The following is a 13,213-nucleotide window of genomic DNA, read 5'->3' on the forward strand; positions in this document are numbered from 1 at the left end:
CAGGGGTCGCAGACTACCACCTGCACAGGAGACCGGCAAAAGTGGCCGCTTTCCGCACGGTGATTTTGTGAACGTCGACAAGTGGGTCATAATTCTGCGGCTTTGTTGCGAATGAGCCTCGGCAAGTATTCGAAACTGCCGCTTCAACCGTGACAAAGTCAGTCTTTTCAATGCCTTCGTGCCCGTGCCCCTCATCTGACCGCGCGCCTCATTCAGGATGCCCGGCTGCGCCTTTGACATGACAACGGCGAAATGTCGAGGTTGGAATGGCACTTGCATGGGGACGACGTTTTTTTAGGTGATCTCTTCAATCCTCGCGGACTGGCGATCCTACGCCCAATTGTGGCGCATAGATCGTGAGCTTTTCGTCATGTCCGGCTAAACTGATAAGATCGTTTGCAACCGCCATTCGTATTGCCCGACTGATCCATGGCCGCTACGCCCGAATCCCCTGAAAAGGAATATTGCAGTACCTCCGAAGCAGCCCAGCGACTGGGCTTGTCCTTGGGGACCGTTCAGCAGATGGTCGAGAACGGCCAGCTTGAGGGCTGGAAGACTGCGGGGGGGCACCGTCGGATTCGCGTCAGTTCGATCGAGGAATTCCGCGCCCGCTCGATGGCGGGGGGCGGGCAGGGGCAGCAGAGCCGTGCGCCGGGCAGTGCGCTCCAGGTGCTGGTCGCGGAGGATGACCGCATTCTGCAAAAGCTCTATGAGCACACCTTCTCGTCATGGGGCCTGCCTCTCCAGGTGCGCCTGGTGTCCAGCGGGATCGACGGTCTGCTCGAGATCGGCCGGGAGGCACCGGATCTGCTGATCACCGACTTGCGCATGCCTGGCATCGACGGTTTCGAGATGATCCGCCGGCTGCGCGCCGATCCCCAGCTGCAGGATCTCGACATCGTGGTGGTCAGTGGTCTGACCGACGACGACATCGCTGAGCAAGGCGGCTTGCCGCCGGACGTCATTCTCTATTCCAAGCCGGTTCCTTTCCGCGAGCTCAAGGGCTACGTGCAGGCCAAGATCATGGCCTTGCAGCGGCGCGGACGAGGGGCCTGAGCAAGTCCCTCCCGTAGTGTGACCGAGAATTGATCGGCCCCGGCAGACCAGCGCTGCCGGGGCCGATCTTTTTGGCGTTGCCTTTGTTTGAGCGCTGACCCGCGGGATGTGCGGCGGGTGCCGCTGCAACCTGTCGACGTCCCGGTGGTTGTCGTCGCGGGCTGGATCTCGTCCTGTTCGTCGGGAATTGAAATCGATCAAGGTGCGGGCCTCGCGATGTGTTGATGCTGTGACCGTGTTGTTGCCTGACGGTACGAAAGTGGATGTATATGTCAGGATCTTATGTGACGATTCTGTTTGTGCGGTAGAATTTAACGATAATGATATATTTTGTGTTTATGCTTTTGTCGTTGTTGTGTAAGCTTCATGGTGCCACGTCCCGTGTTCCTGCTCATGTGCAGGTGAGGTATGGCCGGTGCTGCGGACCGTCTAGGTACCGCGCTTGATGAATGGTGACCAGGGGAGTCGATGAACCTGTCCGATGAGGTTGCCCGTGGGTGACCCTGTTTCCGAAGCGGCCATTACCGGTGCGGCGCTGGTGCGTCATCTGAACGATGCGCGTTTTGCCAGTTTGCGCGCGCTGCGTCAGTTGCTGCGTGCCCTCGATGCGGAACGGATCGCCATCGGGGTCCTGAGTCCGGACGGCTCCAGCCTTCAGGAGGAACTGGTGTGGGCCAGCGGTTTTGGCCGTTGCGGGGAGTCGGAGCGGATCTTGTCCTGCGCGGCATTCGCCAATGAAATCCGCGGCTGGCTGGCGTCGACGAAGGACGCACTGAGCATTGCCATCGATACGCGCTCGCCGGCCTGGCATGAGGTGCCCTGCGACCAGTTGTTGCTGGTGCGCGATTGCGCTGGTGCGAACGAGGGGGGCAGCCTGGTGCTGGCAGCCCAGTTGCGGGGCAGCGTTGTGTTGCCTGACGAAGCGGCACGGGCGATTGCCATCCTGCTTCGCGAATATGCCTGCCGGCGGGAGCCGGCCACGCTGCATGCCGGGGCGTAGTTTCTGTCGTTTCCCTTAGCCCTGTTTTCCCGAAACCTGCACTAGCCCAGTTCGCTGACGCCAGTAAGCCACGTCGATGGTCGCCAGGCAGTCCAGCAAGTGATTCCGGGCCGCCGTCAGGTGGGCTGCGGCAATTCCACTCAGCTCCGCGCCGAGCTGGAAATCTTCGCCACGCACGCATAGTACGAAGGCCGGGGGCGGCGGCCGGCGGATCTCCTCATACACGTGCAGCACGGCTTCCGGCGAGAGGGCGTGGGAGCTGATCGAGCGATCGGGAGCGGGATGGATCTCCCGGAACGAGTAGGGGGCCGGCGTACCGGTGCCCGCATCGATGAACAGCGCCAGATCCCGGTCGTCCAGGTCCAGGGCATGTTCGATCTGCAGCTGGAAATCGCTGACCAGTCTTACGTCCGGCAGATTCCAGCTTTCCAGTTCGGCCATCAGGCGCGGGCCGAGGGCATCGTCGCCCCGCGACGGATTGCCGATGGCGAAAACCACCAAGGCCATGGCTTCAGCCCCCGCTGACGGCCCGATCCACCAGGCACTCATCCTCGTCCACCAGTTCGACGGCCAGCGGCATCTTGCCAAGGGCGTGGGTGGCGCAGGACAGGCAGGGGTCGAAGGCGCGGATCGCCACCTCGATGTGGTTCAGCAGGCCTTCGGTGAGCTGGCGGCCGTCCAGGTAGCGGCGGGCGACCTGGCGCACGGCTTCGTTCATGGCCTGGTTGTTGTGGGTGGTGGACACGATCAGGTTGCAGTAGCTGACCAGATCGTCCTCGCCGACGCGATAGTGGTGGATCAACGTGCCGCGCGGTGCCTCGATGATGCCGACGCCTTCGCGCCCTTTCGGCCCGCTGGCGAGGCGGTCGTCGGACAGCAGGTCCGGGTCGTCCAGCAGGTCGCGCACCACTTCGGCGGCGTGCAGCATCTCGATCATCCGCGCCCAGTGGTAGGCCAGCGGTGCGTGGATCGGTTCGCCGTCGCCGCGGGCGATGAAGTCCTGGCGTTCGGCTTCGGCCAGCGGGCTGGGGATGAAGTCGCAGTTCTGCACACGGGCCAGCGGGCCAACCTTGTACCAGCCCTTGGCCGGGCCCAGCTCGCGGATGAAGGGGAACTTCATGTAGCTCCAGGGCTTCACCTCCTCGACGATGTACTGCTCGTAGTCGGCGCAGGGCAGGCCGTCGCGGACGATCTGGCCACGGGCGTCGCGCAGGCGCAGGTGGCCGTCGTAGAGGTCCATCGCGCCGTCGGCCCGCACCAGACTGAACAGGTGGCTGCGAAACAGGCCGAATTCGTCGTACAGCGGGCCGTTGGCTTCATGCAGGCGGCGGGCGAGGTGCACTGCGTCGCGGCTCCAGCTCACCACCTGGTCGGCGTCCTTGCGCAGCAGGTCGCGATCGTCCGTGCTCAGCGACTTGTTCACGCCGCCGGGGATCGCGCCGGTGCCATGCACGCGCTTGCCGGCGGTGACGCGGATGACCTCCTGACCGAACTTGCGCAGCAGTACGCCTTCCTTGGCCACGTGGGGATAGGCGGCGGCGACGCCGACGATGTTGCGCTGCTGAACCGGCGACTCGAAGCCGAACAGCAGGTCCGGTGAGGACAGGTGGAAGAAGTGCAGTGCGTGGGACTGCAGGATCTGGCCGTAGTGCATCAGGCGGCGGATCTTCTCGGCGGTGGGGGGGATCTGCATGGCGCCGACCACCGGGTCGAGGGCTTTGGACGCGGCCAGGTGGTGGCTGACCGGGCAGATGCCGCACAGGCGCTGCACCATCACCGGCACCTCCCAGTAAGGGCGGCCCTGGATGAATTTCTCGAAGCCGCGGAATTCGACGATGTGCAGCCGTGCTTCCTTCACATGGCCGGCGTTGTCGAGTCGCAGCGTGACCTTGCCGTGGCCTTCGACCCGCGATACGGGGTCAATGGCAACCCGGCGCAGGCTCTCCCGGTTGGCGGCAGTTTCCAGTTCGAAGCTCATGGTGCGAACCTCAGTCGTAATGCAGCAGCCCGCCGGCCAGCCGCGGCGTGCGGCCGGCGATCAGGTCGGTGAGGAACTTCCAGATCGCCGGGCCGGACGGCGGGCAGCCGGGCAGGAAGTAATCGATGCGGACCACTTCGTGGATCGGCCGTACTTTGTCGAGGGGCAGCGGTAGTTCCGGGTCGTTGGGGATCTGGCCGTTCTCGAGGCCGGGGCGGAACTGGTAGACCTCCCGCAGGCATTCGGACAGCGGTAGGTGATTGCGCTGCGCCGGCAGGCCGCCATTCACCGCGCAGGCGCCGAGGGCGATCAGGGTCTTGCAGTGGCGGCGGAATTCGCGCAGCACGTGGACGTTTTCGGCGTTGCAGACGCCGCCTTCGATGAGGCCGATGTCGCAGGGCCCGACGTCCTTGATGTCGGTCAGCGGCGAGCGGTCGAACTCGATGAGCTCGACCAGCTCGAACAGGTGCTCGTCGATGTCCAGGAAGGACATGTGGCAACCGAAGCAGCCGGCCAGCGAAGTGGTGGCGACGCGCAGCTTGCGGGCCGGGACGGGAGCCGGGCTCATGATTCCTCCTCCTTCAGCGTCTTGCTGCGGATCGTCTCGGTGTCGAAGGTCCGCTCGCCGATCGGCACCGCGAAGCCGCGGCCCTTGGGAAGGATCACGCCGACCGGGCAGATGCGGGCGGCCAGATCGTCCTTCGAGAAATCCGTGTCGGCCAGCCGGCCGGATTCCGCATTGACCGCCAGGTGCTTGTGGATGCCGCGGCCGGTCAGCGCGAACACCGACTTGCCGTCCACATCGCGGCTGGCGCGCACGCACAGTTCGCAGAAGATGCAGCGGTTGAAGTCGAGCAGCATGTCCGGGTGGGACGCATCCACCGGGCGCTCCGGAAAGAAGTGGCGGAAGCGCGGCGTGAGCATCTCGTACTCGTAGCCGAGGGCCTGCAGCTCGCAGTTGCCGCTCTTTTCGCAGGACGGGCAGAAGTGGTTGCCCTCGACGAACAGCATCTGCAGCAGGCCGCGTCGTTCGCCGTTCATCTCCGGGGTGTTGCTCTCCACTTCCCAGCCTTCCTTGGCTGGCGTCGCGCATGCGGAAACATGGCGGCCAGCGGCCTTGACGATGCAAAGCTTGCAGCTGCCGTGGGGCGGAAAGTCCTGGTGCCAGCACAGGCTGGGGATGTAGTGGCCGGCCTTGCGGGCGGCTTCGAGAATGGTTTGGCCGTCCTCAAAGGGCACCGGCTGGCCGTCGAGGAGAAACTGCTTGGTCATTTTTCTTCCTCCTCGTGGGTCTGCAGGTGGGCGCCGGGGTCGTCGCGGGCGGTGAGCTGGCGGGCTTCGGCCAGCGCGGCGTCGAGGTCGAAGGCCGGTTCGAAGTCGAGGGACACCAGGCGCCGCTCGTAGGCCGGACGGAATTTCTGCAGGGTGTCGATGACCGGATTCGGCGCGGCGCTGCCGAGGCCGCAGTGGCTGGCGTTCTTCAGCAGGCGGTCGAGCCAGTCGATGTCGGCCAGGTCGGCCTTGGCTCCATGGCCGTCGGCCAGCTTGTCCATGAAGCCCTGCAGCAGCGAGGTGCCGACCCGGCACGGGGTGCAGAAGCCGCAGCTCTCATGGGCGAAGAAATGCACGAAGGCGCGGGCCACGTCGAAGAGGTCGCGCGTGCCGTCGAAGATCATGAAGGCGCCGGCGGTGGGCACGTCCTCGTAGGCAATGCGGCGCTGAAACTCGTAGCCGGCCAGGCACACGCCGGCCGCGCCACCGACCTGCACTGCCTGGGTGTCGCTGGCGCCGCAGTCTTCGAGGATGCGCGCGATCGGCACGCCGAAGGGATATTCGTAGATGCCGGGTTCGGCGCAGTCGCCGGAGATGGACAGCAGCTTGGTGCCGGCCGACTGGGCGGTGCCGCTGGCGGCGAAGGCCTCGCCGCCGCCGAGGGCGATCAGGCAGGTCTTGGCCAGGGTCTCGACGTTGTTCACCACCGTCGGGCGGCCCAGGTAGCCCTTGGTGACCGGGAAGGGCGGGCGGATCCGTGGCGTGCCGCGTTTGCCTTCGAGGGATTCGATCAGCGCCGTTTCCTCGCCGCACACGTAGGCGCCGGCGCCCAGGTGGATGCGGATGTCGAAGTCGAAACAGGGCTCGTGCAGGATATGGCGGCCAAGCAGGCCGGCTTCACGGCGGCGGGCCAGCACGGCCTCCAGTTGCGGCAGTAGGTAGCGGTATTCGCCGCGCAGGTACAGGAAGCCTTCCGACGCGCCGACCGCCCAGGCAGCCAGCGTCATGCCTTCGAAGACCAGGTCGGCGTAGCTGTTGAGCAGCACCCGGTCCTTGAAGGTGCCAGGCTCGCCTTCGTCGGCATTGCAGACGATGACCTTGGGTTCGCCGGATGCATTGCGTGCGCTGGCCCACTTGACTGCGGTGGCGAAGCCGGCGCCGCCGCGGCCGCGCAGGTTGGAGGTCTGGACTTCCCGCAGCCAGCCTTCGCGGCCCATCTCGACGACCGCGCTCAGCGCCGCGCCCGGTTTCATGTCCAGGTTGAGCAGGCTGTCCTTGCGGCGGATGTTGTCGCTGATCTGGAAGTACTCGGCGGGCCACAGGTCGAGGGGGCGCTGCTGGCGGATCATCTCGGCGATCTCGTTGATGCGCCGGTGGGTCAGCTGGCCGATTGCCCGCCCATTGACGAGCATGCCCGGGCCCTGGTCGCACAGGCCGGTGCACGAGGTGGTGGCGATGCTCACCAGACCGTCCTCCGACAGCTTGCCCGGCTCGATCCACAGTTTGCGGCACAGTGCATCCATCAACTCGGCGTTGCCGAGCATGCGGTCGGTGATGTTGTCGGAAAACAGCACCCGGTAGCGGCCGACCGGCTGCGTGTAGAGGAAGCTGTAGAAACCGGCGACCCCTTCCACCCGGCTGCGCGGAATGTGCAGGGCCTGGGCGATGTGGGTGAGGGTTGGAGCCGGGAGCCAGCCTTCGAGATCCTGGGCTTCGATCAGGATCTGCAGCAACTCGGTCGGGTAGTGGCCGTGGCGCTGCAGAATGCCGTCGAGGGCGTCGGTCGGGGTGGCAGGGAGAGCACTCACAAGAACCTCCGGCTGCAGGAAGCAACGCGCCCAGTATGCGCGCCGGGAAGCCGGAATTCTTGCGCTAGATCAGGAAATTCAGGAAATCACCGCGCGGCGGATGCGTACCAGGCCTTCCTCCAGGCGGGCCGGCGGGCAGCCGAAGTTGAGGCGCACGAAGCCCGGCAGCCCGAAGTCCTTGCCGTCGGACAGGCCGACACCAGCCGCTTCGAAGAAGGCGGCCACGTTGGCGATGCCGCGGGTGGCGAGGAGTTCGCGGCAGTCTATCCAGGCCAGGTAGGTGGCCTCGACGGGCGTGGTGGACAGGCCAGGCAGGCTGTTGATGACGTCCACGACGCGTGCCGCATTGGCGCGCAGGGTGTCGAGCAGGGCCTCGCGCCATGGGCCGCAGTCACGGTAGGCGACTTCGGTGGCGACCAGCCCGAGCACATTGACGTGGGGCACGATGCCCGCCATCGCGCGCTTGTAGCGGGCGCGCAGGCCTGCGTCGGGGATGATCGCGAAGGCGCAGTACAGGGCCGGGATGTTCCATGTCTTGGACGGCGCCATCAGTGTGATGGTGCGTTTAGCCACGGACTCGTCGAGAGATGCGATGGGAATGTGCGGCTTGGCGGGATCGAGGACCAAGCCGCAGTGGATCTCGTCGGAGCAGATCACGAGATCGTGACGTTCCGCCAGCGCGGCGATGCGGCCGAGTTCGTCCCGGTCGAAAACACGGCCGACCGGGTTGTGCGGATTGCACAGCATGAACAGGCGCACGCCGTCGGCCATGGCAGCCTCGGTGCGGCTCCAGTCCCATTCCCAGCGCGTGCCGTGCTGGAGCAGCGGTGTGGTGACCAGGCGCTGCTCGAAATTGCCCGGCGCGTGCAGGAAGGGCGGATAGACCGGCGTGGCAGTGAACACCCCGTCACCCGGCTGGCCGACCGCGCGTACCGCGACGTTGAAGCCGGTGACGACCCCTGGCAGCCACACCAGCCACTCCGGCTTGATCTGCCAGGCGTGGTCGCGGGCGATGCCGTCGATGACCGCCTCGGCAACGCTGGGCCACGGATCGGCATAGCCGAATACGCCGTGGTCGATGCGCGTGTGGAGGGCTTCCAGTACCGCCGGCGGGGCAGCGAAGTCCATGTCCGCCACCCACATGGGAATCACGTCGCGGTCGGCGTAGCGCCGCCACTTGATGCTGTCGGAGCCGGCACGCTCTGGGCCGGTGCTGAAGTCGAAGGTCGTCAAGCCGGGATCTCGCTGAAGTGGAGGGTCAAACTTCCAGATGCTGGTAGAGCACGGTGGACAGGTAACGTTCCCCGAAGGACGGGATGATCACCACCACCAGTTTGCCGGCGTTCTCGGGGCGCTCGGCGACCTGAAGCGCGGCCCATACGGCGGCGCCGGAGGAGATGCCGACCAGCAGGCCTTCCTCGGTGGCCAGCTTGCGGGCGGTGTCGAGGGCGGCGTCGTTGGGCACCTGCACGATCTCGTCGTAGATCGAGGTGTTGAGGATGGCCGGCACGAAGCCGGCGCCGATCCCCTGGATCGGGTGCGGGCCACGCTGACCACCGGACAGCACCGGGCTGGCGGCCGGTTCGACGGCGATGACCTTGACGTCCGGTTTGCGCTCCTTGAGCACTTCGCCGACACCGGTGATAGTGCCGCCGGTGCCGATGCCGGACACGAAGATGTCCACCTGGCCGTCGGTGTCGGCCCAGATCTCCTCGGCCGTGGTCTGGCGGTGGATGGCCGGGTTGGCGGGGTTCTCGAACTGCTGCGGGATGAAGTAGCGGGAATCGGCGGCGGCCAGTTCGGCGGCCTTCTTCAGCGCGCCGGGCATGCCTTCGGGGCCGGGGGTGAGGATCAGCTCGGCGCCGTAGGCCTTGAGCAGCAGCTTGCGCTCGCGGCTCATGGTCTCGGGCATCACGAACGCACACTTGTAGCCGCGCGCCGCACAGACCATTGCCAAGCCGATGCCGGTGTTGCCGGAGGTGGGCTCGAGGATGATGGTGTCGGGCTTGATCTTGCCGGCCGCCTCGGCGGCATCGAGCATCGCTGCGGCGATGCGGTCCTTGACGCTGTGGGCCGGGTTGAAGAACTCCAGCTTCAGCGCGAGGGTCGAGCCGTTGGCGGGAGCCAGCCGGTTGAGCTTGACGAGCGGGGTGTGGCCGACCAGTTCAGCAACGTTGTTGGCGATACGCATGGTGGTTCTCCTTGTCGGGAAAGTGGTTATTGTTTCTCTAATTCATTCTAGAGCCGTTAGCCAGCATTCCATAGATCGAAAGCGCATATGCAAATAATTGCCAGGGTGCCTCGACAGGAGCATCGGGGCGGGTTTGCAGGGGGGCGAATGAATTCGCCCCCACAGCAAGTAGCCCACTGCAGGGCCTGCGTTTACAACCGCCGGATCTTTTCGAGCAGGGCGGTGGTGGAGCGCTGATGCTCGAACGGAATCGAATGCACCGAGCCGCCGCGGGCCAGGGTTTCGGGGGCGCCGACGATGCGCTCCGGGGCCCAGTCGCCGCCCTTGACCAGTACGTCGGGCTGGCATTCGAGGATGCGGGCGATGGGCGTGTCTTCGTCGAACCAGGTGACGACATCGACACAGCCGAGGGAGGCCATTACCGCGAGGCGATCCTGCAGCGTGTTGATCGGCCGGTCGTCTCCCTTGCCCTGGCGGCGCACCGAGTCATCGCTGTTGAGGGCGACGACCATCGCCGCGCCAAGCGCGCGGGCCTGGGCCAGGTAGGTGACGTGGCCACGATGCAGGATGTCGAAGCAGCCGTTGGTGAACACCAGCGGGCGCGGCAGCGCGGCGATCCGTTCGCGCAGCTGGTCGGGAGGGCAGATCTTGGCTTCGAAGGTGGGGGCGGAATACATGAGGGATGGACGGGTCGAGGTACTCGGAAGGTCTGTATGTTAGCTGCTGCCACGCTATGTGGCGCTGCGCGGACAGGGGTCAGTGATGGTTGCCGTAGCCGGCGAGGCCGATCATCAGCCGCACCAGCCCGTAGGCTGCCCAGTTGAGCAGGCGTTGCAGGCGCGGTCCGCGCTGCCAGCTGGCGGCGGAGATCTCCTGTCCGCCTTCGTGGATGGCGCGGATCAGGCAGGCGCGCAGGCGCTCGGCAAAGCCGGCGTCGCGGACCACGACGTTGGCTTCGCGTGCCAGCAGCAGGCTGAACGGGTCGATGTTGGAGGAGCCAACGGTGGCCCAGCGTCCATCGATGACGGCCACCTTGGCGTGCAGGTAGCTGCGGTGATATTCGACGATGCGCAGGCCGGCGGCCAGCAACTGGCCGTACAGGGCGCGGGTGGCGCGGTGTTGCAAGGGGTGGTCGGCGAGTCCCTGGACCAGCAGGGTGATCATCACGCCGCGGCGGGAGGCGTCCAGCAGCGCGTGGCGAAAGCGCCTGCCGGGCAGGAAGTAGGCGTTGGCGAGGATGATCTCCCGTCGTGCACCGGCAATGCCGAGCAGGTAGGCATCCTCGATGTCGCGCCGATGGCGAATGTTGTCGCGGACCAGAAAGGCGGCCTCCACGTCGCCGCAGGGCTCCGGCGTGACGGGCGGGCTGGCCGGCAGGCGCAGGCGCTGGCGGAAGGAGGCCCAGGCCACCAGCTCCCACACGTGGCGCACGCCGGCATGGATGGGGCCGAGCAGGGGGCCTTCGACGCGCACCGCATAGTCATGGCGGGGGGCGTCGAGGCTCGGCGCCTCGTAGTCGCTGATGATGTTGATGCCGCCGACAAAGGCGACCCGACCGTCGATGACCGCCAGCTTGCGGTGCAGGCGCCGCAGCCGGCGGCGGCGCAGGGACAGGGTGCCGACTTCGCGGCGGTAGATCAGTACGGTGACGCCGGCTTCGGTCAGCGGGGTGAGCAGCTCGGCGACAAATTCCCGGCCACCGAAGCCGTCGACCAGCAAGCGCACGGTGACGTCGCGGCCGGCGGCGCGCACCAGCGCGGCGGCGATGGACTGGCCGATATCGTCGTTGGCGAAGATGTAGGTCTCGAGGAAAACCTCGTGACGGGCGGCGTCGATGGCAGCCAGCAGGGCCGGAAAAAACTCGGTCCCGTTTTCCAGCAGGGTCAGCGCATTGCCGCGCAGCCAGGCGGTGCTCATGGGGTAGCGTGGTTCAGCGGAGGCGGATCTGGGCGGTCAGCGGGGCGTGGTCGGAAATCTGGCTCCATGGCGTGCCGTAATGCACTTCGGCCCGGTCGACGGCAAAGCCGCGCACGTAGATGCGGTCCAGGCGCAGCACCGGCAGGGTGCTGGGAAAGCTGCGCGCAGGGCGGCCGCGGATCGACGTGAAGACTTCGGTCACGCCAAGCGGCATGGTCAGGCAGTCGTCGGCGTGGTTGCGCCAGTCGTTGAAGTCGCCGGCGATGATCAGCGGTGCGCCGTCGGGAGCCAGGGTGTCCAGGCGTTTGACCAGGGCCGCCATCTGGCGCCGCCGGCTGCCGGCGGTGAGGCCCAGATGCACGCAGACGCAATGCACCGGCTGTGCCACGCCATCGACGCGGATCTCGCAATGGAGCAGGCCGCGGCTTTCGAAGCGGTGGTCGGAGACGTCCTGGTTGGCCTGGGACAGGATGGGGTGGCGGCTGAGGATCGCGTTGCCGTGGTGGCCGTGGTCATACACCGCGTTGCCCCCATAGGCGGTTTGCTGCCACACGTCGTGGGCGAGGAACTCATGCTGCGGCAGTTGCGGCCAGTCGGGGTGGCGGCTGGCGTGGCGCAGGTGCATGCCCTGGACTTCCTGCAGGAATACCACGTCGGCGCCCAGCAGGCGCAGGCGGTCGCGCAGTTCGTGGATGGCCAGGCGGCGGTTGAACTGGGAGAAGCCTTTGTGGATGTTGTAGGTGCAGATGCGCAGCGTGGTGCTCATTGCGATCTCCTTTTGTTGTGCATTCTGCGCCTGTCGCCGGCATGCTGCATCTTGCGCCGCTCCATGTAAAACGGCGCCCGTGGGCGCCGTCGTGGGCTGACGAGGGGGACGCTCAGGATACCGCGAGCATGCGCTCGAGGGCGACCTTGGCCAGCGCGGCCTCGTGTTCGGGCACCGTGATGCGATTGACCACCTTGCCGTCGGCGAGGTTCTCGAGGGTCCAGGCCAGGTGCTGCGGGTCGATGCGCTGCATCGTCGAGCACATGCACACGGTGGGCGCCATGAACTGGACGATCTTGCCCTCGTGCTTCACTTCTTCGGCGAGGCGGTTCACCAGGTTCAGCTCGGTGCCGACCAGCCAGCGGGTGCCGGGGGCGGATTCCTTGACGACCTTGATGATGTACTCGGTGGAGCCGACGAAGTCGGACTGGCGGCACACTTCCAGCGCGCTCTCCGGGTGGGAGATGACCTTGCCGTCCGGGTACTGGTTGCGGAACTTGATGATGTGGGCCGGCTGGAACATCTGGTGCACCGAACAGTGGCCTTTCCACAGCAGGATCTTGGCCTTCCTGATCTGTTCGACGCTGAGGCCGCCGTATTCCTGGTCGGGATCCCACACCACCATCTCGTCGAGGGGGATGCCCTTGTTGAAGCCGGTCCACCGGCCCAGGTGCTGGTCGGGGAAGAACAGCACCTTCTCGCGCTGCTTGAAGGCCCAGTCGAGGATGGTGGGGGCGTTGGTGGAGGTGCACACGATGCCGCCGTGTTCGCCGCAGAAGGCTTTCAGGTCGGCCGCCGAGTTGATGTAGGTGACCGGCGTGATCAGCGCGTCGGGGGTGTCCAGCACCTCGGACAGCTCGCGCCAGCAGCGCTCGACCTTGGCGAGGTTGGCCATGTCGGCCATCGAACAGCCGGCGGCGAGATCGGGCAGGATGGCCTGTTGGTGCGGCTTGGACATGATGTCCGCCACTTCGGCCATGAAATGCACGCCGCAGAACACGATGTATTCGGCGTCGGTTTCGGCGGCGAGGCGCGACAGCTTGAGGGAGTCGCCGGTCAGGTCGGCATACTGGTATACATCGGCGCGCTGGTAATGGTGGCACAGCAGTACGGCCTTGTCGCCGAGGCGGGCGCGGGCGGCGCGGATGCGCGCGTGGGCGTCGGCGTCGGCGAGGGTGTTGAAACGGTCGAAACTGATCGGTACGGCTTGCATCGATTGAGTCCT

Annotated in this window: 13 protein-coding genes; 2 read left to right on the forward strand and 11 right to left on the reverse strand. The window is 66.1% G+C overall.

The annotated features are described in order from the left end of the window. The first annotated feature begins 429 nt into the window (after positions 1–429). Together B4920_RS19440 and B4920_RS19445 are read left to right on the forward strand one after the other, a co-directional pair. Positions 430–1,056 carry a response regulator gene (locus B4920_RS19440; protein ID WP_079436341.1) on the forward strand — a complete coding sequence of 209 codons (627 nt, stop codon included), beginning with the start codon at positions 430–432 and terminating at the stop codon, positions 1,054–1,056. 493 nt (positions 1,057–1,549) lie between these two features. Beyond that, a complete protein-coding gene (locus B4920_RS19445; protein ID WP_079436342.1) occupies positions 1,550–2,056 on the forward strand; it encodes a hypothetical protein in 507 nt (168 codons plus the stop codon). A gap of 15 nt (positions 2,057–2,071) precedes the next feature. Here B4920_RS19445 and B4920_RS19450 read toward each other — a convergent pair whose 3' ends face one another. From B4920_RS19450 to nadA, 11 genes are all read right to left on the reverse strand, one after another. After that, entirely contained in the window at positions 2,072–2,605 is a 534-nt protein-coding gene (locus B4920_RS19450; protein WP_254050997.1) for a hydrogenase maturation protease, read from the reverse strand. After that, positions 2,568–4,034: a Ni/Fe hydrogenase subunit alpha gene (locus B4920_RS19455; protein ID WP_079436344.1), complete on the reverse strand. Its 1,467-nt coding sequence runs from the start codon at positions 4,032–4,034 to the stop codon at positions 2,568–2,570. The genes B4920_RS19450 and B4920_RS19455 overlap by 38 nt, the downstream gene beginning before the upstream one ends. A gap of 10 nt (positions 4,035–4,044) precedes the next feature. Beyond that, on the reverse strand, positions 4,045–4,602 hold the full coding sequence (locus B4920_RS19460) for an NADP oxidoreductase (RefSeq protein ID WP_079436345.1): 558 nt from the start codon (positions 4,600–4,602) through the stop codon (positions 4,045–4,047). Beyond that, entirely contained in the window at positions 4,599–5,306 is a 708-nt protein-coding gene (locus tag B4920_RS19465; RefSeq protein ID WP_079436346.1) for a 2Fe-2S iron-sulfur cluster-binding protein, read from the reverse strand. The genes B4920_RS19460 and B4920_RS19465 overlap by 4 nt, the downstream gene beginning before the upstream one ends. Further along, positions 5,303–7,114 carry an NAD(P)H-dependent oxidoreductase subunit E gene (locus tag B4920_RS19470; RefSeq protein WP_088179509.1) on the reverse strand — a complete coding sequence of 604 codons (1,812 nt, stop codon included), beginning with the start codon at positions 7,112–7,114 and terminating at the stop codon, positions 5,303–5,305. Before B4920_RS19470 ends, B4920_RS19465 begins: the two co-directional genes overlap by 4 nt. Before the next feature lie 78 nt (positions 7,115–7,192). Next, entirely contained in the window at positions 7,193–8,347 is a 1,155-nt protein-coding gene (locus tag B4920_RS19475) for a MalY/PatB family protein (protein WP_079436348.1), read from the reverse strand. Positions 8,348–8,372: 25 nt separating this feature from the next. After that, the gene (gene cysK / locus B4920_RS19480) at positions 8,373–9,305 is read right to left on the reverse strand and encodes a cysteine synthase A (protein WP_079436349.1); all 933 of its coding nucleotides are present in this window, start codon (positions 9,303–9,305) and stop codon (positions 8,373–8,375) included. A 191-nt stretch (positions 9,306–9,496) separates the two neighbouring features. Next, positions 9,497–9,982, reverse strand: coding sequence for a D-glycero-beta-D-manno-heptose 1-phosphate adenylyltransferase (gene rfaE2, locus B4920_RS19485; RefSeq protein WP_079436350.1), 486 nt, complete (start codon positions 9,980–9,982; stop codon positions 9,497–9,499). Between the two features lie 79 nt (positions 9,983–10,061). After that, the gene (gene clsB / locus B4920_RS19490; protein ID WP_079436351.1) at positions 10,062–11,222 is read right to left on the reverse strand and encodes a cardiolipin synthase ClsB; all 1,161 of its coding nucleotides are present in this window, start codon (positions 11,220–11,222) and stop codon (positions 10,062–10,064) included. A gap of 13 nt (positions 11,223–11,235) precedes the next feature. After that, positions 11,236–11,988 (reverse strand): endonuclease/exonuclease/phosphatase family protein, encoded by a 753-nt coding sequence (locus B4920_RS19495; protein ID WP_079436352.1) that lies wholly within the window; start codon positions 11,986–11,988, stop codon positions 11,236–11,238. Positions 11,989–12,100: 112 nt separating this feature from the next. Beyond that, complete coding sequence (nadA, locus tag B4920_RS19500) at positions 12,101–13,201, reverse strand: quinolinate synthase NadA (RefSeq protein ID WP_079436353.1); 1,101 nt, start codon at positions 13,199–13,201, stop codon at positions 12,101–12,103. Positions 13,202–13,213: the final 12 nt, after the last annotated feature.

The sequence above is a fragment of the Zoogloea sp. LCSB751 genome (assembly GCF_002028455.1).
Taxonomy (GTDB): Bacteria; Pseudomonadota; Gammaproteobacteria; order Burkholderiales; family Rhodocyclaceae; genus Zoogloea.

Excerpts from the sequence above, each read along its gene's own strand:
- B4920_RS19460 (WP_079436345.1), bottom strand. The coding sequence starts at position 4,602 with ATGAGCCCGGCTCCCGTCCCGGCCCGCAAGCTGCGCGTCGCCACCACT.
- B4920_RS19465 (WP_079436346.1), bottom strand. The coding sequence starts at position 5,306 with ATGACCAAGCAGTTTCTCCTCGACGGCCAGCCGGTGCCCTTTGAGGAC.
- B4920_RS19495 (WP_079436352.1), bottom strand. The coding sequence starts at position 11,988 with ATGAGCACCACGCTGCGCATCTGCACCTACAACATCCACAAAGGCTTC.
- B4920_RS19455 (WP_079436344.1), bottom strand. The coding sequence starts at position 4,034 with ATGAGCTTCGAACTGGAAACTGCCGCCAACCGGGAGAGCCTGCGCCGG.
- cysK (WP_079436349.1), bottom strand. The coding sequence starts at position 9,305 with ATGCGTATCGCCAACAACGTTGCTGAACTGGTCGGCCACACCCCGCTC.
- nadA (WP_079436353.1), bottom strand. The coding sequence starts at position 13,201 with ATGCAAGCCGTACCGATCAGTTTCGACCGTTTCAACACCCTCGCCGAC.
- clsB (WP_079436351.1), bottom strand. The coding sequence starts at position 11,222 with ATGAGCACCGCCTGGCTGCGCGGCAATGCGCTGACCCTGCTGGAAAAC.
- B4920_RS19450 (WP_254050997.1), bottom strand. The coding sequence starts at position 2,605 with ATGAGTGCCTGGTGGATCGGGCCGTCAGCGGGGGCTGAAGCCATGGCC.
- rfaE2 (WP_079436350.1), bottom strand. The coding sequence starts at position 9,982 with ATGTATTCCGCCCCCACCTTCGAAGCCAAGATCTGCCCTCCCGACCAG.
- B4920_RS19440 (WP_079436341.1), top strand. The coding sequence starts at position 430 with ATGGCCGCTACGCCCGAATCCCCTGAAAAGGAATATTGCAGTACCTCC.